The sequence below is a fragment of the Corynebacterium sp. MSK195 genome, from assembly GCF_030228885.1.
Lineage (GTDB): Bacteria > Actinomycetota > Actinomycetes > Mycobacteriales > Mycobacteriaceae > Corynebacterium.
Map to the genome: position 1 here is coordinate 172360 of NZ_JASPGT010000001.1, position 19161 is coordinate 191520.

20 protein-coding genes and 1 pseudogene are annotated in these 19161 nt (G+C 59.7%); 17 read left to right on the forward strand and 4 right to left on the reverse strand.

What is annotated here, in order from left to right:
• Positions 1 to 7 precede the first annotated feature (7 nt).
• A complete protein-coding gene (gene glgX / locus QP909_RS00805) occupies positions 8 to 2206 on the reverse strand; it encodes a glycogen debranching protein GlgX (protein ID WP_284765788.1) in 2199 nt (732 codons plus the stop codon).
• Between the two features lie 21 nt (positions 2207 to 2227).
• Positions 2228 to 2767, reverse strand: coding sequence for a TetR family transcriptional regulator (locus QP909_RS00810; protein WP_284765789.1), 540 nt, complete (start codon positions 2765 to 2767; stop codon positions 2228 to 2230).
• Positions 2768 to 2931: 164 nt separating this feature from the next.
• Between QP909_RS00810 and QP909_RS00815 the strand changes: the two genes are divergently transcribed.
• Positions 2932 to 3720 carry a hypothetical protein gene (locus QP909_RS00815; RefSeq protein ID WP_284765790.1) on the forward strand — a complete coding sequence of 263 codons (789 nt, stop codon included), beginning with the start codon at positions 2932 to 2934 and terminating at the stop codon, positions 3718 to 3720.
• 82 nt (positions 3721 to 3802) lie between these two features.
• Positions 3803 to 4207 carry a hypothetical protein gene (locus QP909_RS00820; RefSeq protein WP_225746752.1) on the forward strand — a complete coding sequence of 135 codons (405 nt, stop codon included), beginning with the start codon at positions 3803 to 3805 and terminating at the stop codon, positions 4205 to 4207.
• A gap of 9 nt (positions 4208 to 4216) precedes the next feature.
• On the opposite strand, the gene QP909_RS00825 is transcribed toward QP909_RS00820, so the two are convergent.
• Complete coding sequence (locus QP909_RS00825; protein ID WP_284765791.1) at positions 4217 to 5113, reverse strand: type III secretion system chaperone family protein; 897 nt, start codon at positions 5111 to 5113, stop codon at positions 4217 to 4219.
• 126 nt (positions 5114 to 5239) lie between these two features.
• On the opposite strand from QP909_RS00825, the gene hisD reads away from it, so the two are divergent.
• From hisD to QP909_RS00900, 15 genes are all read left to right on the forward strand, one after another.
• Entirely contained in the window at positions 5240 to 6550 is a 1311-nt protein-coding gene (hisD, locus tag QP909_RS00830; protein WP_284765792.1) for a histidinol dehydrogenase, read from the forward strand.
• Positions 6551 to 7681 carry a histidinol-phosphate transaminase gene (locus tag QP909_RS00835; RefSeq protein ID WP_284765793.1) on the forward strand — a complete coding sequence of 377 codons (1131 nt, stop codon included), beginning with the start codon at positions 6551 to 6553 and terminating at the stop codon, positions 7679 to 7681.
• Complete coding sequence (gene hisB / locus QP909_RS00840) at positions 7678 to 8280, forward strand: imidazoleglycerol-phosphate dehydratase HisB (RefSeq protein ID WP_284765794.1); 603 nt, start codon at positions 7678 to 7680, stop codon at positions 8278 to 8280. Before QP909_RS00835 ends, hisB begins: the two co-directional genes overlap by 4 nt.
• 5 nt (positions 8281 to 8285) lie before the next feature.
• A complete protein-coding gene (locus QP909_RS00845) occupies positions 8286 to 8453 on the forward strand; it encodes a CG2302 family histidine operon protein (RefSeq protein WP_005324605.1) in 168 nt (55 codons plus the stop codon).
• On the forward strand, positions 8450 to 9700 hold the full coding sequence (locus tag QP909_RS00850; RefSeq protein WP_284765795.1) for an MFS transporter: 1251 nt from the start codon (positions 8450 to 8452) through the stop codon (positions 9698 to 9700). The genes QP909_RS00845 and QP909_RS00850 overlap by 4 nt, the downstream gene beginning before the upstream one ends.
• 3 nt (positions 9701 to 9703) lie before the next feature.
• Positions 9704 to 10336, forward strand: coding sequence for an imidazole glycerol phosphate synthase subunit HisH (hisH, locus tag QP909_RS00855; RefSeq protein WP_284765796.1), 633 nt, complete (start codon positions 9704 to 9706; stop codon positions 10334 to 10336).
• A gap of 14 nt (positions 10337 to 10350) precedes the next feature.
• Entirely contained in the window at positions 10351 to 11139 is a 789-nt protein-coding gene (priA, locus tag QP909_RS00860; RefSeq protein ID WP_284765797.1) for a bifunctional 1-(5-phosphoribosyl)-5-((5-phosphoribosylamino)methylideneamino)imidazole-4-carboxamide isomerase/phosphoribosylanthranilate isomerase PriA, read from the forward strand.
• Positions 11140 to 11142: 3 nt separating this feature from the next.
• Positions 11143 to 11925 carry an inositol monophosphatase family protein gene (locus tag QP909_RS00865; protein ID WP_284765798.1) on the forward strand — a complete coding sequence of 261 codons (783 nt, stop codon included), beginning with the start codon at positions 11143 to 11145 and terminating at the stop codon, positions 11923 to 11925.
• A 30-nt stretch (positions 11926 to 11955) separates the two neighbouring features.
• A complete protein-coding gene (gene hisF, locus QP909_RS00870) occupies positions 11956 to 12726 on the forward strand; it encodes an imidazole glycerol phosphate synthase subunit HisF (protein ID WP_284765799.1) in 771 nt (256 codons plus the stop codon).
• On the forward strand, positions 12723 to 13085 hold the full coding sequence (hisI, locus tag QP909_RS00875) for a phosphoribosyl-AMP cyclohydrolase (RefSeq protein WP_150851219.1): 363 nt from the start codon (positions 12723 to 12725) through the stop codon (positions 13083 to 13085). Before hisF ends, hisI begins: the two co-directional genes overlap by 4 nt.
• A complete protein-coding gene (locus QP909_RS00880; protein ID WP_284765800.1) occupies positions 13082 to 13720 on the forward strand; it encodes a TIGR02234 family membrane protein in 639 nt (212 codons plus the stop codon). Before hisI ends, QP909_RS00880 begins: the two co-directional genes overlap by 4 nt.
• A gap of 84 nt (positions 13721 to 13804) precedes the next feature.
• Positions 13805 to 14647, forward strand: a complete 843-nt coding sequence (locus tag QP909_RS00885) for an indole-3-glycerol phosphate synthase TrpC (RefSeq protein WP_284765801.1) — start codon at positions 13805 to 13807, stop codon at positions 14645 to 14647.
• 33 nt (positions 14648 to 14680) lie between these two features.
• On the forward strand, positions 14681 to 15634 hold the full coding sequence (gene lgt, locus QP909_RS00890; protein ID WP_284765802.1) for a prolipoprotein diacylglyceryl transferase: 954 nt from the start codon (positions 14681 to 14683) through the stop codon (positions 15632 to 15634).
• Positions 15635 to 15792: 158 nt separating this feature from the next.
• Complete coding sequence (pyk, locus tag QP909_RS00895; protein WP_269953210.1) at positions 15793 to 17208, forward strand: pyruvate kinase; 1416 nt, start codon at positions 15793 to 15795, stop codon at positions 17206 to 17208.
• 295 nt (positions 17209 to 17503) lie between these two features.
• Positions 17504 to 18394: a cation diffusion facilitator family transporter gene (locus tag QP909_RS00900; RefSeq protein ID WP_284765803.1), complete on the forward strand. Its 891-nt coding sequence runs from the start codon at positions 17504 to 17506 to the stop codon at positions 18392 to 18394.
• Positions 18395 to 18424: 30 nt separating this feature from the next.
• On the opposite strand, the pseudogene QP909_RS00905 reads toward QP909_RS00900, so the two are convergent.
• Positions 18425 to 19152: pseudogene (locus tag QP909_RS00905) on the reverse strand (IS1634 family transposase); the annotation flags it as partial.
• Between the last annotated feature and the right edge of the window lie 9 nt (positions 19153 to 19161).

Below are 19161 nucleotides of genomic sequence, written 5' to 3' on the forward strand. Positions count from 1 at the left end.
CCTTTCTCTAGGAATCGAAAACGGGCGGTTCAACCTGACGCAAGATCAGCGTTGAACGCGGCTGCACCGTGATCGTACCCTCTGCCTCAATAAGGGTTTCCTCCGCGGGGTAACCGCCGGAATCGGCGGTATCGACCATCAGCCGCCACGTAGCGCCGAGATCCTTGGTGGGCAGGGTGAACTCGATTTCGCCGTCGTGGGAGTTAAAAATCATGATGAAGGAATCATCGGTGATGCGCTCGCCGCGGGAGGTGGTTTCCGTGATGGCATTGCCATTGAGGTAGACCATAAGGGCGCGGCCGAAGTCGTGGTCCCAGTCGTCCTGGGTCATCAGGCGGCCCGAAGGAACCAGCCAGGCGATATCGCGTTCCTTCACATCCGCGCCGAGCGGGCCGCCGGCGAGGAAACGCTTGCGGCGGAAGACGGGGTGATGGTTGCGAATAGACAGCACGCGCTTGGTAAAGCCCAGCATCGCGGCGGATTTTTCTTCCTCCAGCATGGACCAGTCCATCCATGACAGCTCGTTGTCCTGGCAGTAGACGTTATTATTTCCGTCCTGCGTGCGGCCGAATTCATCGCCGTGCGAGAGCATAGGAGTGCCCTGGGAAAGCAGGAGAGTGGTCAGGAAGTTGCGGGTCTGGCGGCGGCGCAGCTTGCGGATATCGTCGTTATCGGTGGGGCCTTCCTCGCCACAGTTCCAGGAGCGGTTGAAGGATTCGCCGTCGCGGTTGTCCTCGCCATTGGCCTCGTTGTGCTTGTCGTTATAGGAAACAAGGTCGCGCAGGGTAAAGCCATCGTGGGCGGTGATGAAGTTGATGGAGGCGGTGGGGCGGCGGTCATTATCGGCATAGAGATCCGAAGAGCCGGTCAGGCGGGAGGCGAATTCACCCAGGGTGGCGGGCTCGCCGCGCCAGAAGTCGCGCACGGTATCGCGGTACTTGCCATTCCATTCGCTCCAAATGGGCGGGAAGTTGCCCACTTGGTAGCCATCGTGGCCGATGTCCCAGGGTTCGGCGATGAGCTTGACCTGGCTGACAATGGGGTCTTGCTGTACTAGGTCGAAGAAGGTGGCGAGCTTGTCGACGTCGTCAAGCTCCCGCGCCAAGGTCGCCGCCAGGTCGAAGCGGAAGCCATCGACGCGCATCTCCGTAACCCAGTAGCGCAGTGAGTCCATAATCAGCTGCAGCGAGTGCGGGTGGCGGACATTGAGGGAATTGCCGGTTCCGGTGTAATCCATGTAATGGGCCTCATCGCCCTCGACGAGGCGATAGTAGGCGCCATTGTCGATGCCGCGAAAGGCAATGGTCGGGCCCATGTGGTTGCCCTCGGCGGTGTGGTTATAAACCACATCGAGGATGACCTCGATGCCGGCCTCGTGGAAGGCGCGGACCATGGTCTTGAACTCGGAGACCACCTCGCCTGGCTTCTTAGCAAAGGCATAGTCATGGTGTGGGGCGAAAAAGCCGAAGGTGTTATAGCCCCAGTAGTTACGCAGGCCTAGGTTGCGCAGGCGATCGTCCTGCAGGAATTGGTGGACGGGCATGAGCTCAACGGTGGTAACGCCAAGCTCTTTGAAGTAGTTAATGACGGCCGGGTGTGCCATGCCCGCGTAGGTACCGCGGAGCTCTTCCGGCACGTCGGGGTGGGTCATGGTCATGCCCTTAACGTGGGTTTCGTAGATGACCTTTTCGTTATCGGGAATATGGGGGCGGTGGTCGCTGCGCCAGTCAAAGAAGGGGTTAATCACCACAGACAACATGGTGTGGCCCAGCGAGTCTTCTTCGTTGCGGCCGGTGCCGGGTTCCTCGGCGTGGATGTCATAGGAGTAGAGGGAGGCATCGCCGTCGAATTCGCCGTCAAAGGCGCGGGCATAAGGATCGACAAGGAGCTTGGAAGGGTCGCAGCGCAGGCCGTTTTCTGGTTCATAGGGGCCATAGACGCGGTAGCCGTAGCGCTGGCCAGGGGTGACATTGGGGAGGTAAATATGCCACACATGGGCGGTGACCTCCGACATTTCGATGCGGTCTTCGTTGCCTTCCTTATCAATGAGGCAGAGCTCGACCTTTTCCGCTACTTCCGAAAAAAGGGCGAAGTTGGTGCCGGATCCATCAAAGGTGGATCCCAGTGGGGTGGGTTTGCCGGGCCAGATTTGGCGGCCGTAGCGCTCGGTGGGCGTGGGGATTGCGTCCATGGCGGGAGTGTTCATGCCCACGAGCATAACCACTTTCTAGGCGCCGGCGCCGTGCGTAAGTCCAGCGTTAATAATGCGTACGCCGCGTATAAGGTCTGCGCGATAATCTGTGACCGGAGACTCACCGGTGGTTTCTGCAAGCTGGCGTTGGGACTGTTCCATTAAGGTGGCGCCGAGCACGAGGTGAATGGCGGAGAGCGCGGCGGCGCGGTGGGCGCTGTCGGCAGCAAGGGTGCTGCGCGTGGCGGCAGCGGTGAAGGCCGTCAAGAGGCGGTCCCAGGCAGGGGCCTGCGGGAGGGAGAGGCCGGCAATGACTACCTCGGCGCCGTCGCGGCGGGCGAGCAGCAAATCACGGAGGTTGAGGCTGATGTCTTCGAGAGACTCCCCAGAAACGGGGGAGATAATCTCCTCTGCTAGGGCTGCAATGAGCGCTTGCTTATTGGCAATGTGCCAGTAGAGTGCGCCGGGGGCAACGCCGAGGGAGGAAGCAACGCGGCGCATGGTGACGTCCCCAAGCCCATAGGCATCAAGCAGGGAAAGAGCGGCGTCGATAATACTCTCGCGATTTATGTGCACCTTGGCAATTGTACGGACTTGGCCGGGCGGGACGGTAGTTCACAGGTTCTTTTAACGGAGTCTCAATGTCATTTCCATCGTCGGGTTGTTAGTATTGCGAAGACAAATAAGAGGCCGCCCTTGGGGTGGCTTCACATTCGCAAGATTGATACAGGAGCTTTCCCTTGTCCTTTTTGACCCCTGCAAAGAAGTCCCTCATCGCAGTTGCGCTGGTCACCCCGCTGGCTTTGGCTGCGTGTGGTTCGGATGACAATGACGACTCCAAGAAGGCTTCCGCCACCACGGCATCCAAGTCTTCTGAGGATAAGTCTGCAGATAAGTCCGAGGACAAAGACGCCGATAAGTCCAAGGACAAGGACAAGGATAAAGAAAAGGATCAGAATAAGGACGGCGAAAAGAAGGCCGCTGCTGCGGGTGCAGAAGGCCAGAAGGGCGAGGACGGCGCTGGCGAGGGGCCAGATCAGCTGGCTAACCCGCTGAACAATGGTGAGGATCCTTTCGCTGGCGCGAAGGACATCAAGCCGATTGAAGGCGGCCAGAACGCTAATGATGGCGATAAGCAGGCCATCGAGCAGCTGGTTCGCGGCCAGCACGAGATCGATAATGTGAAGGAATACTTCAACTACATGCCGAAGCACGCCTGCCAGGCAGTCCGCGATGAGCAGTCCCAGGAGTTCAGCCAGTACCAGCAGTACGTCGATAGCTTGCCGAACCAGTCCTTCGCCGAGTACGCCAACACCATGCGCCAGCAGGGCGGTGGCAATGCCGAGGTAGAGAAGTTCGCTAGCCAGTTGGAGTCCATCCCGCAGTCGACCAAGCTGCAGTCCGTCAATGACGTTGTGGTCAACGGCGACGATGCTTCTGCAACCGTGAGCGTGTCCAACTCTGAGGGCACCGAGACCTCCACGGTCCGCTTCCGCCGCGAGAATGGTAACTGGACCTTCTGTAACTAAGTTGTCTCTGTTAAAGCGCCGGTTACCCCGCACCCTAGGTTTTGGTGCGGGGTTACTCACGTGTGCGCTTCTGGTTTATGGCGTGGCCGGTGCGCTGTGGGGGCTTTTCCGCCCGACGCTTACCGGCCATGAGGTAGACGATGGTGGCTATGCCATCGATGCGATGGGAAGCGTTCAGTTCATCGCCTTTATTACCTTTGCCCTCATTACCGGCCTGCTTGGTTTGTTCTTGGGGTTGGGCGCGTACCTGCGCCGGCAAGGGCGGGGCTTGTCGATGCTCCTGTGGGTCGGCGTGTGTGCCCTGGCTGGGGCAGCGTCCTTTTATGTCTTTGGCGGGGTTACCGCCACGCATCCGCCAGAAAACCCAGGGGAAGTCGTAGAGTTCGCCCCGAATTTTTCCCCAGCCATCTCGTGGGCGGTGGCGCCCTTTATGGCGATGTTTGCTTATTGGTCCACGGCCTTTGTCAGCGCCGATGAAGATTGGTGATGTGCGCGCCTAGGGCCATTCGACGGGGGAGGCGCCGGTTACTTCGTGTGCGATGTCATCGATGCCGTGCAGGATGTGCTTGAGTCCGCGGCCGATGGCGCTAAAAAGTTGCGGGCGGGTAAGGCCCGCGGCGGTAATGGTGGCGGCATCCATCCGCACTTGCAGGCCCTCGGCGGTGTGGTGGCAAAATGCTACGGCGCCGTGGTGGGCGCGATTCCAGTCATTGCAAATGAGGAAGAGTCGGGTAAATTCCGCCTCGTCCAGGCTGGGGTCCCAATGCCCTTTGATAATGAGGCTGGGGCCATTGTCCAGTGCGAAGGCGAAAAGAACGTCATTGACCCACGCGTAGATCGCCGTGGCGCCGTCGCTTTGGAAGCGCTGGATGCCAATAAGCGGCAGGATCTCGGACAGGCTATCGAGGGTGAAGGGTTCCAAGGGGGCGTCGGCAAGCGGGGCAAGCTCCGGTGAGGCTTCGCGCACGAGGCCGGGATGGGATTGGGCGAGCAGATCCATGAGGACCTCCGCGTTGCGCAGCGCCGGTAGGAGGAATGCCGCGAGCTGTTCGCGGCTGGGGGAGGTATCGGCCGGCAGATAGCTATGGCCGGAAACGCTCACGCAGTCGGGCTGGTCATAATCAACCACGACGGACGGGGAGAGACAATCGTGATTCCACTCGTTGGCCAGGTGTGCAAGCTCAGAAATCTCGCTGAGATCGACTCCGCCGCGGGGGCTGGTGTGCAGGTGGAGCACCGGTTCTTCCAGCTGGTCTACAAAAATGAAGGTGGAGCCGCCTGCTGCATGCGGAACGAGAAGCTCGCCAGTTGGCAGGGCCCAGCAGGGCACGTCATTATCGCGGGCAATGGTGTGGGCATGCGCGAGCAGAAGAGAGGGCTCAATCTCGCTCATCGCTGCCACCACCTTAAAGCTGTGTTGACACCGAGTCTATAGCCCAAACCGGCCCCCTCGCTGGCGTTTGACCATTAGGATATTGGTTTAATAACAGAAATCCGATAGGGAGAAGAGGAACCGGGAATGCTTCGCACCATCGATCTGCGCGGCCAAGAGCTGCGCCCCGCACAGCTGCGGCGAGTTTTGCCGCGCGGTGGCACCGACGTCGCCGCCGTGGTGGACAAGGTGGCGCCGCTGGTTCATCGAGTACGTCAAGAAGGCGCTGCGGCCGCCTTGGACTATGGCGAGCAATTCGATGGCGTGCGCCCAACCCACCTGCGGGTGCCCCAAGCGGAGCTGGAGAAGGCCGCCTCCGGACTAGACCCGCAGGTGCGCCAAGCGATTGCGGCCTCCATTGAGCGGGTCCGCAAGGTTCACGCCGAGCAGAAACCGGCCGCGCGCGCCACCGAGCTGGCACCAGGTGCCACGGTGACCGAGGTCTTTCGCCCCGTCGAGCGCGTTGGACTATACGTGCCGGGAGGCAAGGCGGTCTATCCGTCCTCGGTGATTATGAATGCCGTGCCAGCGCAGGCGGCCGGCGCGGAAAGCCTGGTGGTAGCCTCGCCGCCACAAAAAGAGTGCGGTGGCCTGCCTCACCCCACGGTGTTGGCCGTGTGCCAGATGCTGGGCGTGGATGAGGTCTGGGCGGTAGGAGGCGGCCAGGCCATCGCGCTGATGGCCTACGGCGATGATGACGCCGAACTAGCCCCTGTGGACATGATTACCGGCCCTGGAAATCTCTTCGTCACCGCGGCCAAACGGCTGGTGCGCGGCGTGGTGGGCACGGATGCCGAGGCTGGGCCGACCGAAATCGCCATTATCGCTGATGACACCGCGAATCCGGTGTATGTGGCCTATGACCTTATCTCCCAGGCCGAGCATGATCCGATGGCCGCGAGCGTGCTCATTACGGCATCGCCAAGCCTGGCTCAGCGTGTGAAAGCAGAAGTAGAGGCGCGCTACGGCGCCACCGCTAATGCGGAGCGAGCGGCCGAAGCTCTAGGCGGCGAGCAATCCGGAATTGTGTTGGTCGATTCCCTGGATGCGGCGGTGGCGGTGGCCAATGCCTACGCTGCTGAGCACCTGGAGATCCACACCGCAGAGCCCGGCGCGGTGGCCGAGCGGATTAAGCACGCCGGTGCCATCTTTGTAGGGGACTTTGCTCCAGTGCCGCTTGGAGATTACTCGGCCGGCTCCAATCACGTATTGCCCACCTCCGGTACGGCGCGCTTTTCTGCCGGCCTTTCTACCCATACCTTTATGCGGCCGGTCAACCTCATTGAATATGACCGAGCTGCGCTGGAAGAGATTGCCCCGCACGTAATCGCTTTTGCGGAGGCCGAGGGGCTGCCTGCCCACGGTGAGGCTATCCGTGCCCGATTCGAGGAGAATTAAATGACGCACTTGAATGATCTTCCTCTGCGCGAGGAGCTGCGCGGCAAGTCTGCCTATGGGGCGCCGCAACTCCACGTGACCTACCAGCTCAATACCAACGAAAATCCTTATCCTCCCTCGCAGGCGCTGGTGGATGACTTGGTGGCGGAGACCCGGCGCCTTGCCACCACGCTCAATCGCTATCCGGAGCGCGATGCGGTGGAGCTGCGCCAGGCCTTGGCGGACTACGTTTCTGAACAAACCGGGGTGCGCGTGGGCTATGCGCAGGTGTGGGCGGCGAATGGCTCGAATGAGATTTTGCAGCAGCTGTTGCAGGCATTTGGCGGTCCAGGCCGCAGCGTGCTCGGTTTCACCCCGTCTTATTCCATGCACCCTATCCTCGCGGATGGGACCCATACGCAGTTTGTGGAGTGCCCGCGCGATGAGAATTTCCGCATCGATATGGACCGGGCGCTGGCAGCCGTGGCGCAGCACCAGCCGGATATCATCTTTGTGACTACGCCGAATAACCCCACTGGCGGGGTGACCAGCGTGGACGATATTGCCGCGCTTGCCGACGCCGCCCCAGGCATCCTCATCGTCGATGAAGCTTATGGCGAATTTTCTTCCTCGCCTTCTGCGGTGACGCTGCTGGATAAATACCCCACGAAGCTGGTGGTCTCGCGCACCATGTCTAAGGCCTTCGACTTTGCCGGCGGCCGTCTCGGATACTTTGTGGCGGACCCGGCCTTTGTGGAGGCCGTAATGCTGGTGCGCTTGCCGTATCACCTGTCCATGCTTTCCCAAGCAGCGGCGACGGTGGCGCTGCGCCATAGTGCGGATACGCTCGCCACCGTGGAAAAGATCGCCGCCGAGCGCGAGCGGGTGGCCGCTCGCTTGCGCGAACTAGGCTATACCGTCCTGCCTAGCGAATCCAATTTCCTTTTCTTCGGCCGCTTTGCTGACCAACACCGCGTGTGGCAACAGTTCTTAGATAAGGAAGTGCTTATTCGCGATGTTGGCATCGCAGGCCACCTGCGCATGACGGTGGGGCTGCCAGAAGAAAATTCTGCCTTTTTGGCCGTAGCTGAGGACCTTGCGGATACAGTAGTGGCGGATTCCCCGCTCGCAGGAGAAAGGAGCGACGCATGAGCAACCGCGTAGGACGCGCCCACCGGGCAACGTCGGAATCGCAGATTTCTGTGGACATTGACCTCGATGGCACGGGACGCAGCGATATTTCCACCGGACTGCCTTTTTTCGATCACATGCTCACGGCCTTTGCTACTCATGGCAGCTTGGATCTCACCGTGCAGGCTGAGGGCGATGTGGAGGTAGATGCCCACCACACTGTGGAAGATACCGCCATCGTGCTCGGCACCGCGCTGCGTGAGGCGGTGGGGGATAAGGCCGGCATTCGCCGCTTTGGCTCCCAGCTTTTGCCCATGGACGAGGCCTTGGTGGAAGCGGTGGTGGATTTTTCTGGGCGTGCCTATTTCGTGATGAACGGCGAACCAGAGCACCTGCAGTGGCAGATCATCGGTGGGCATTACGCCACCGTGATCAACCGCCACTTCTTTGAAACGCTCGCCACCCACGCTGCGGTAACGCTCCACCTCAACGTGCGCTATGGGCGCGATCCGCACCACATTACGGAGGCGGAGTATAAAGCCGTAGCGCGTGCGCTGCGCGGTGCGGTGGAATTAGACCCACGCCAAACTGGCATTCCATCGACGAAGGGAGCACTCTAGAACGCATGCACTTTATGATCTTGGTCCTCTTCCTCGTAGCCGGCATGTTGGTAGGAGGCGCATGGTCTGCCTACCAACAGGGGTCGAAGGCGATGACAGTCGTAGCCTCACTTTTGGCCGCAATCACTGTGGTAGCAGCTATCTCGTGGATGGTAGGAGCGTTTGGTAAATGAGTACAACCCAAGAAACCAATATCTGGAAGATCCCAGGCTACACCGCCACCATGGTGGCCATTGCCGCGGCGTTCGGTGCTTGGTCCATCCTCCTTCCCGTAGTGCCGCTAGCTGTCATTGACTCCGGCGGTTCAGCTACCTTGGCGGGATCATCCACGGGCATCTTCATGGCCTTTACCGTGCTGACCCAGATCATTTCCCCGTGGCTCTTGCGCCGGTGGGGCTACCGCCGCGTGATGGCGCTTTCTGCCTTTACCTTGGGCGTACCTGCCTTCGGCCACCTCTTGGGCACCGATGCTTGGGTTGTCCTGCTCTTTTCCGCTCTGCGCGGCGTGGGCTTTGGTGCGTTGACCGTTTCTGAGTCCGCGCTCATTGCGGAACTAGCGCCCGTACGCCTGCTGGGCAAGGCTACCGGCATGATTGGTGTCTTTACTGGCCTGGGCCAGATGGTCTTTTTGCCCTTGGGATTGATCATGGCGGAAAAGCTGGGGTATGCCTCGACGTATATCACCGCCGGCATCATTGGTTTCGTGGGTTTTGGCATGTGTTTGCGCATTCCCAAGATCAAGGTCACGCTCGCCTCCGATACCGAAGAGGAGCCGAACCTTATCCGCGTTCCTACGTGGAAGCTGGTGCTCGTCCCTGCGTTGGCGCTGACGACGTTTTCTATGAGCTATGGCGCCGTATCATCCTTCCTGCCGCCGGCGGTGCAAGAACTTGATGCCGAGCGCGGCGCCAGCTTGGCCGGCATCATGTTATCCATCGTGGGCGGCGCTGCCATGATTTTCCGCTACTTTGCCGGCATGGTGGCAGACCGCGTGGGCACTCCTGGCCGGCTCTACATCCCCAGCCAGATCATGGCCATCGTGGGTGTGCTTGCCATTGCCGTTCCTCTTTATCTCGACGGCTCTGTATGGTGGCTCGTGTTGGGCGCCTTCCTCTTCGGCGGTGCCTTTGGTATTGCGCAAAATGAGGCCTTGCTGTCGATGTTTGATCGCCTGCCGCGTGAACGAGTTTCGGAGGCTTCGGCCATCTGGAATATCTTCTATGACGGCGGCACCGGTTTGGGCTCGACCCTTTTGGGCGCCTTGGTCGCCGGCTATGGCTACGCGGGGGCGTTTGGGGCCGGCGTGGCCATCCTCGTTGTTGGCTTGCTTATGACGGTGGCAGACTTTGTACTCGGGCGCACCCGAGTGAGCGAAACCAACGATATCCGGACGCGTCTGCGCCGCATGCGTAAGGTGTAGCCCATGGCAAAGACGGTCGCATTATTGGATTATGGAGCGGGCAACGTGCGCTCGGCACAGCGCGCACTAGAACGAGTGGGCGCGGACGTCACCGTTACCGCGGACCCCAAGGAAGCGGTGGAAGCGGACGGTCTGCTTGTCCCCGGCGTGGGTGCCTTTGCTGCCTGCATGCGCGGGCTGCGGGCGGTGCAAGGACCACGGGTCATCGGTCAGCGCTTGGCGGGGGAGCGTCCGGTGTTGGGTATTTGCGTAGGCATGCAGGTGCTTTTCGACGCCGGAGTGGAACACAACATCAACTCCACCGGTTGCGGCGAGTGGCCCGGTACCGTCGAAAAGCTGCACTCTACGGTGCTGCCGCATATGGGGTGGAATACCGTAGAGGTACCCGTCGGCAGCGATATGTTTGCTGGAGTGGCCGAAGACGAGCGCTTTTATTTTGTGCATTCCTATGGCGTTCGCCGTTGGGAATTGGAAACGGAAATTACCCGCCCGCCGCTGGTGAGCTGGGCCGAGCACGCAGGAGATAGGTTTGTCGCGGCGGTAGAAAACGGTGCGCTGTGGGCGACCCAATTCCACCCTGAAAAATCCGGGGACGCCGGTGCACAGCTTTTGGAAAACTGGATGCGCACGCTCTAGGTAGGATGAAGGATATGACTTTTACGCTTTTGCCCGCAGTCGATGTATCTCAAGGCCAAGCCGTGCGCTTGGATAAAGGCGAAGCAGGCACCGAAACCTCGTATGGTTCCCCGCGCGATGCCGCGCAAAAGTGGCAGTCCCAAGGCGCGAACTGGCTGCACTTTGTGGATTTGGATGCGGCATTTGGTCGGGGCTCCAACCACGAAGAAATGGCCATGATTACCCGCGAGCTGGGTGTAAATGTGGAGCTTAGCGGAGGCATCCGGGATGATGCCGCGGTAGAGCGCGCGCTGGCTACCGGTGCGCAGCGCATTAGTATCGGCACGGCTGCTCTAGAGCAGCCGGAATGGATCGAGGACATCCTCGCGCGCTACGGGGATAAGGTCGCCGTGGACCTTGCCGTGCGCGAAGATGGCGGCGAATGGCGTACCGCCGGCAATGGCTGGGTCTCCGATGGCGGCGATCTGTGGGAGGTACTCGAGCGCCTCGATGCCGCCGGATGCCAGCGCTTTGTGGTGACAGACGTATCTAAAGACGGCACGCTCACCGGACCTAATATTGAGCTCCTGCGCGAGGTAGCGATGGCGACGGAAGCAAAGATCACCGCCTCTGGTGGCATTTCTAGTGTGGAAGACCTGCGCGAGCTGGCGCTTTATGCAAATGAGGGCATCGATTCCGCCATTATTGGCAAGGCCCTGTACGAGGGGAATTTCACCCTCGACGAAGCTCTCGCTGCGGTGGCCGAGGTAGAGCCGCTGCCGGCGGAAGAAACCATTGACCCTTTCGACCCTGAGGACAACTAAGTCATGATGGAACCCCGCGAGTTGGTGGCCTTCGCGGAGGCGGCCGTAGACCAAGTAGAACCTATTTTTCGCTCCGGCCTCGGAGCTGCGCCCGCCCGTTTTAAGGGGCAGGGAGATTTCGCCACCGAGGTAGATCTCGTCATCGAGCAACAGCTGCGCGATATCTTGACCCAGATGACCGGCATACCGGTCTATGGAGAAGAATCAGGCGGCAGCGTGCTCGATACCGTGTGGGTGGTAGATCCGATCGATGGCACCGCAAACTACTCTGCCGGAAACCCCATGGCCGGCATCCTGGTGGCGCTCATTCATGAGGGCAGGCCCGTTGCCGCGGTATCTGACTTCCCGCTTCTGGGGCGCCGTCTGGTCACCTGCGATGGCTCCCCGCTGCGCTCAGTAGGTGGGCCTGCCACTGGTTTTGGTGGAGGGGACGAAGCAATGGGGTTTGATGAAGCACGCGGTCACGTGGGCTGCTCTTCCCACCTGCCCACCGACATTTTCCACGAGCTGCGCGAGACCGGACTGCGCCCGCGGATGACCGGTTCTGTGGGGCTTGATAATGCCTTCGTCGCGCAGGGTGTGTTCGATGGTGCGATTAACTTCTCTCCGCACCCATGGGATAACGCCGCGGGAGCACTGCAGATTCAGGCCGCTGGAGGCGTTGTTACCGATCCGGAAGGCAATCCGTGGACTGCGCAGTCGCGCGGCATGGTGGCAGGCACCCCGCAGGTCCATGCCACCATCGTGGATATCCTGTCTCGTCATACCGGTACTTTTCACCGCTAAGACTAAATACCCGAAAAGGAGGCGGCCGCCATGGCTGTAGCCGTACGCGTGATCCCCTGCCTAGACGTGGACCAAGGCCGCGTGGTCAAGGGGATCAACTTTGACAACCTGCGTGATGCCGGCGATCCAGTGGAGCTGGCCGCGCGTTATGACGCCCTAGGAGCCGATGAACTTACCTTCTTGGATGTCTCTGCTTCTACACAAGGGCGCTCCACCATGCTCGAGGTCGTGCGCCGCACTGCAGACCAGGTATTTATTCCATTGACGGTGGGCGGCGGAGTTCGCAGCGTTGATGACGTCCGAGAATTATTGCGCGCCGGGGCGGATAAGGTCTCAGTAAACACCGCGGCCATTAAGAATCCGGAACTGCTGCGCGACATGGCTGAGATTTTCGGAGCCCAATGCATCGTGCTGTCTGTTGATGCCCGCCGGTGCCGCGAAGAATATGCGCCATCCGGCTTTGAGGTCACGACGCACGGTGGTACGGAATCGGCTGGGATCGACGCCATCGAATGGGCACGCCGCGGCGAAGAACTGGGCGTAGGGGAGATCCTCCTCAACTCGATGGATGGCGATGGCACAAAGGAAGGATTTGACCTTGAATTGCTGCGCGCCGTGCGCGCAGCGGTGACCATTCCCGTTATCGCCTCTGGCGGCGCGGGAAACGCCGCAGATTTTCCACCGGCCGTCGCTGCCGGCGCCGATGCCGTCTTGGCAGCAAGCATTTTTCACTTCGGTGAGGTAGAAATCAGCGACGTGAAATACGCCCTTGATGCTGCGGGCTACGAGGTGCGCCGATGAGTACCCCGGGCAACTATGAACTTAACGGGGACATCGCCAAGCAGCTCAAGCGCAATGACCAAGGCTTGGTGCCGGCCATTGCCCAAGCTGAGTCTGGTGAGGTGCTGATGATGGCTTGGATGGATGACCACGCTTTGGCCCATACTCTCGCTACCCGCAAGGCAACGTATTTTTCGCGCTCGCGCAATGAATATTGGGTCAAGGGAGAAACTTCTGGAAATACCCAAGAGGTGCTGGGCGTTCGCCTTGACTGCGATGGAGATACTATTCTGCTGACCGTGCGGCAGCGCGGCGGCGCCTGCCATACCGGTGACCGCACGTGCTTTGACGCCACCGATCTCCTAGGAGGGCAACCGTGAAGGCTAGACGCCTTGGACCACTACTTATCGCTGTAGGAGCCATCGTAGTGTGGCTGTCCTCCCGTGCTACGTGGGTGGTAGCCGCCAGCGAGGACGACAAGGCCGGCTCCGCAGCCAATGACATCATCGGCTCGGCCTGGTCGCTGGAGATCATGGCCCTGACCCTAGTTCTCGTAGCCGGTGCCGTCGCGGGGATGGCGCTGCGGCGCGTCGGTAGGCGAGTGGTGGGCGTAGTGTGCGCCCTCGCGGCCGCGGTCGTTGCATGGACCCCGGTGAGCCTGCTGACTGCGGGCGCGGACGCCGAGCGCGCGCAGAAAATCCTGCAGGGGGCCTCGGCCAATGAAAACGCCGTTGACTCTGCCCAGATCTCTGACTGGGCCACAGTCGTGTCCACCGAGGTGCATTCCCTGGGGCCAATTCTGGCCCTAATAGGTGCGGCAACAGCCCTCTTCGGTGCAGTCATGCTTGCACGCAGTCCGGGCGTAGATAAGGCGAAGGCATCTAGCAAATACGAAACCCCAGCGGCACGGCAGGCAAAGTTGGAGGAGGATTTGGAAACCTCTTCCGACTCTGGACGCGTGATGTGGGACGCACTTGATAGTGATATCGATCCCACCGATATGGACAAAAAATAGCCCCGTTTCCTGTGTAATTTCCGGAACGGCATGCTAGCGGGTTAACCTAAGTGTGATTTTAATCGCCCGTGGAGGGAGGTGCTGATGCCTACGCCCATTGCCGTTGACCACCTTGTTGCAGGAGTCTTGGAGGACGTTGCTGCGCGGGAAGCCCGTGTGTCCTTTAAAGAGGTAAAGGCGCGCTCGCGGGACATGGAACCTCCCCGGGATGCCCGCGCCGCGTTGCTACGCACAGGCTGCTCGGTCATCACGGAGCTCAAGCGCGCCGTACCCTACGGCGGTGAAATCGCTCATGTTGGCTCTGCGGAACAGATGGCGGAATGGGCCCGCACCTTTGAACACTGCGGCGTACATCTCATGGCATGCCAGACTGATTTCCGCCGCTTCCACGGTTCTTTAGAAGACATGGCAGCTGCCCGTGCTGCGATTGATATTCCCATGATGTCGCGCGATCTCATCGTGGACCCCTATCAAATTCATGAAGCCAGGTGCTTTGGGGCCGATGCTATTCCGCTGCAGGTAGAGCTCTTAGAGCAAGCTCGCCTGGAGGCGCTTTTAGACCGCGTGGAATCGCTCGGTATGACCGCCATTGTCGAGGTACGCAACTGCGCCGAGGTCGACCGCGCAATCAAAGCAGGAAGTAGCGTCATCGCCATCAATGCGTGGTCGTTGGCTTCGGATGCCATTAACCGCGAGGCGTTTAACGATATCGCCCCAGGCCTGCCAGAATCCATCCTGCGCATCGCAGTAGGCGGGGTAAACAACGCGCGCAACCTGTTTCACTATGCTTCACGCGGCGCCGATGCAGTGTTGGTGGGCGAATCAGTCATGGCTGCCCAGGATCCAACGGCGCTGGCGCGCTCTTTGGTGGCTGCCGGGCAGCATCCAGCGTGCCCCGCGCGCAAGATAGATCAAGGCCCCAACTAGCTGGTGGGGTGGGGGATAAGGCACACTGGCTACGTGCACACAGAAATTCTTGCAAATATTCCGTCTCCGCCGCAGGGCGTGTGGCAGTTGGGACCCATTCCCATTCGTGCCTATGCCCTGTGCATCATCGTAGGAATTATCGTCGCCCTGCGAATGACGTTACGCCGCTACACCGCACGCGGCGGTAACCCAGACACCGTATGGGATGCCGCCATCGTGGTCATCCCAGCCGGCATCATTGGCGGGCGGCTCTACCACGTCATTACCGATAACCAGAAGTACTTCTGCGATAGCTGTAATCCCGCTGACGCGCTGAAGATTACCAATGGCGGCCTGGGCATTTGGGGGGCCGTAGCCTTGGGCGCACTAGCTTTGTGGGTGCTTTTCAAAGTGAAGAAGGTGCCGCTCGGCCCCTTTGCTGACGCGGTGGCACCCGGCCTCGTCCTCGCACAGGCGATTGGACGCCTAGGTAACTGGTTTAACCAAGAGCTCTATGGGCGCCCGACCGACGTTCCGTGGGCCTTAGATATTTACTACCGCGTCAATGAAAATGGTGGCTATGCTCCCGTTTCCGGACACTCCACGGGTGAGGTTATGACCTCGGTACACCCGACTTTCCTGTATGAACTCGTGTGGAATGTCCTGGTTTGCCTTTTCCTCTTGTGGGCTCATAAGGCCTGGAAGCTGGGGCACGGGCGCGTCTTTGCCCTCTATGTCATGGGCTATACATTGGGGCGCTTCTTTATTGAAGGGATGCGTTCCGATGAAGCAACCCATATCTTTGGGGTGCGCGTAAATATCATCGTCTCCCTTGTGATTTTTATCATCGCCGCGATTGTCTTCTTTGTGCTTGATAGGCACCGGCAGGGTCCAGAGTCCCCCGAAGAGGTGGATCCTAAATATTGGGCGGAGCGCCGGGATGCTGATGAGCATAGTGATGAGCACCCGGTATCTGATGGACAGCAACCGGGTTCTTTATCGACGTAAACACCGCCCAAATATGTCCGGTTGGTTTTGCTTGTGTGGGAAACGGTGCATTTTGGGGTGCCCGTTCGGAAAATGAAACCGAGAAATTGTGGCCCCAATCCTTTCGAAGGAGTAGGTTGGGGAGTGTTCAGTTTCCCCGACGGAATAGGCCAATAATGCTGGATAGAAGAACGAAGATTGTTTGTACTCTCGGCCCTGCCGTTGCTAGCGAGGATGGCATCTTGCGCCTCGTACAGGATGGCATGGACGTTGCCCGCCTGAATATGTCTCACGGCGAGCATGCAGACCATGAGGCGAATTACAACTGGGTGCGCCAGGCTACCGATAAGACCGGCCGCGCCGTAGGTATCTTGGCGGACCTCCAGGGCCCCAAGATTCGCCTTGGCCGCTTTATCAACGGCGAGGAGCAATGGGATAACGGCCAGATCGTCCGCATTACCGTGGACGATATCGAAGGCACCCATGACCGCGTCTCCACCACCTACAAGGGCCTGGCCAAGGACGCCAAGCCAGGTGACCGCCTGCTGATCGACGACGGCAAGGTTGCCGTTGTCTGCAAGGAAGTCGACGGCAACGACGTCGTCTGTGAGGTCACCGAAGGTGGCCCGGTTTCCAATAACAAGGGCGTTTCCCTCCCTGGTATGGATATCTCCGTGCCGGCTTTGTCGGAAAAGGATATCGCTGATCTGCGCTTCGCTTTGAAGCTCGGCGTTGACCTCGTGGCATTGTCCTTCGTCCGCTCTCCAGCAGATGTAGATAAAGTCCACGAGATTATGGACGAAGAGGGCCGCCGCGTTCCGGTCATCGCCAAGCTGGAAAAGCCTGAGGCAGTAGACGCGCTCGAGTCTATTGTGCTGGCATTCGATGCCATCATGATTGCCCGTGGGGACCTCGGTGTTGAGGTGCCGCTGGAGCGCGTGCCGCTGTTCCAGAAGCGCGCTATCCAGATTGCTCGCGAGAACGCTAAGCCGGTCATCGTGGCTACCCAGATGCTGGATTCCATGATTTCCAACCTGCGCCCGACCCGTGCAGAGGCTTCCGACGTGGCCAACGCCGTTCTCGATGGCGCCGACGCCGTCATGCTCTCTGGTGAGACTTCAGTGGGCATTGACCCGCAGAATGTGGTGCGCACCATGTCCAAGATCGTGGCTAATGCTGAAGATGGTGGCAAGGTTCCACCGCTGTCCCACGTTCCGCGCACCAAGCGTGGTGTGGTGTCCTATTCCGCCCGCGATATTGCCGAGCGCCTCAATGCAAAGGCCATCGTAGCCTTTACTACCTCCGGTGATACCGCTAAGCGAGTGGCACGCCTGCACTCCCACCTGCCACTGTTGGCATTTACTCCGGACCCAGCGGTTCGTTCCCAGCTGGCTCTCACGTGGGGTGCTGAGACCTTCTTGAGCCCGCACGTTAAGTCCACCGATGACATGATGGAAGCCATCGATGACGCATTGCTGGAGATGGACAGGTACGAGGAAGGCGACATGATTGTCGTCATTGCTGGTACCCCTCCAGGAATTGCTGGTAATACCAACATGATCCAGTGCCACCTGTTGGGTGAGACCAAGAAGTAATTTCTTTTGGCGCAAGCGCCGCGACCCATCCTTTAACACGTTCCACGGGTCGCGGCGCTTTTCTATATGCATTTATACAAATGTAGATTTATATTTACCTTGCGTACACGCAGCGGTAGCTTTCCTGACATGCGGCTGCAGTACTTTTTGGTTGTGCTTGTTTCAGCTTCTCTACAGATTCGAAGGACAACTGCACAATGACCTAAGTCAGGCCGATTTGGTCTCAGTGGCTGCGCTTACCGTCATTCATTTTCATTTAATTGTCAATAAGCGTCGACGGGGGTAGGCTGAGTGCATGGCACACGAGCACCACGACCACGATCACTCCAGCATGCCGCTGCGCGCACTCTTGATTGCGCTAGGAATTACCGGCACCGTCTTCTTCGCGGAGTTGATCGGCGGCTGGTTGGCGGGTTCGATGGCGCTGATGGCGGATGCGATGCACATGCTTTCCGACGCTGCGGGGTTGATCATCGCGGTGTTAGCGGTGTTGGTTGGGCGCCGACAAGCATCGGTTCAGGCCACGTACGGCTACCGACGAGTGGAGGTGCTTGCTGCACTGACGAACGCAGTGATGGTGCTGGCGATCTCGGTGTGGATTGTCGTCGAGGCGGTGCGCCGCCTGCAGAGCCCGGCCGAAGTGCAGGGAAAAACGATGCTGATCATCGCGGTGATCGGCCTGGTGGCGAATGCGCTATCGGCGTGGGTTCTGCACCGGCACCGCAAATCCTCGATCAACGTGGAGGGCGCGTTCTTGCACGTGTTAGTGGATATGCTCGGCTCGGTCGCAGTAATCGTGGCCGGCATCGTGGTACTGACCACGGGGTTTGTGGCGGCGGACGTGATCGCCTCCCTAGCGATCGCGGCGATGGTGCTGCCGCGCGCCTGGCAGCTCATGCGGCTTTCGGCGAGCGTGCTGCTCGAGCAAGTCCCGGCGGACTTCGACGCCAGTGCGATCGAGCCCGCGCTGCGGCAGGTCGAGGGCGTTGCTGACATCCACGACCTGCACCTGTGGAGCCTGGACGGCGTGAACGTGCTCACGACCGTGCATATCGTGCGCGACGGCACCGTCGGCACCGGCCCGCTGTTGGATGCCGCTCAGCAGGCCCTGCGCGAACACGGTATCGAGCACTCCACCATCCAGATTGAGCACCCAGAGCACGAATCCCACGAGACGGTGTGCTGATTCCCTTCTAACCTGACTTAGGCCAATTTTGTGCGGAAGTTCGCGGCCGGTGATTACTTGGATGGTGGCAGTGAGGTCGGGCGGGAATGGTACCGCGGCGTGAATGGTTTCGCCGCCAACGACGAGTTGAAAGCTGCGGTATTTCTTGAGTGTTCTCACGAGGCGTTTGATGAAGTGACCACTGCGGGTCTCCATCAGGTGGGTCACGGCTAGTGCTGCCATCACAATATTGAGATGTGCTGTGATCGAGTTTTGTTTCCTCGCATAGATTGGGCGTGCTTTCAGGTCTGATTTCGACATCTGATACGACATTTTCAATGTGGAATAGCCTGCGGTAATGCCCGATAACCTCCTGGGCGGGAAGAGCGGTCAGGTCGGTTTCATAGCCTTTAATTCCGGCTAGGACTCGGTGTTTGGCAGCAAGAGCGTAGTTGACCTTCTTGTTCGGGGTGGAAAGATCGAAATAGCGGTTGCGCTTAATGGCGATTTCGCCGTCAACAGCGCGTTTGGCTTTTGTGACTTGCGCTTTGATTCCGCGCAGGCCGTGTCTGGCCCGATCATAGGAGTACTGGAAGTGGGTCACCGTATTCGGGGTTGTGTGTTTGCGCGCATCGCTTGCCGAGGCTTGTGTCCAGATCCGGCCGTGGGCGTAGGCTTCACCAGGGATTTCCCGCCGCCAGGTTTCAATCACCTCAGGCACGGTGGGGTTTCACCGACAAAATGTAGTGCAGACCTGCATCTATCAATGCTTGCTTGTTCGGAGGGTG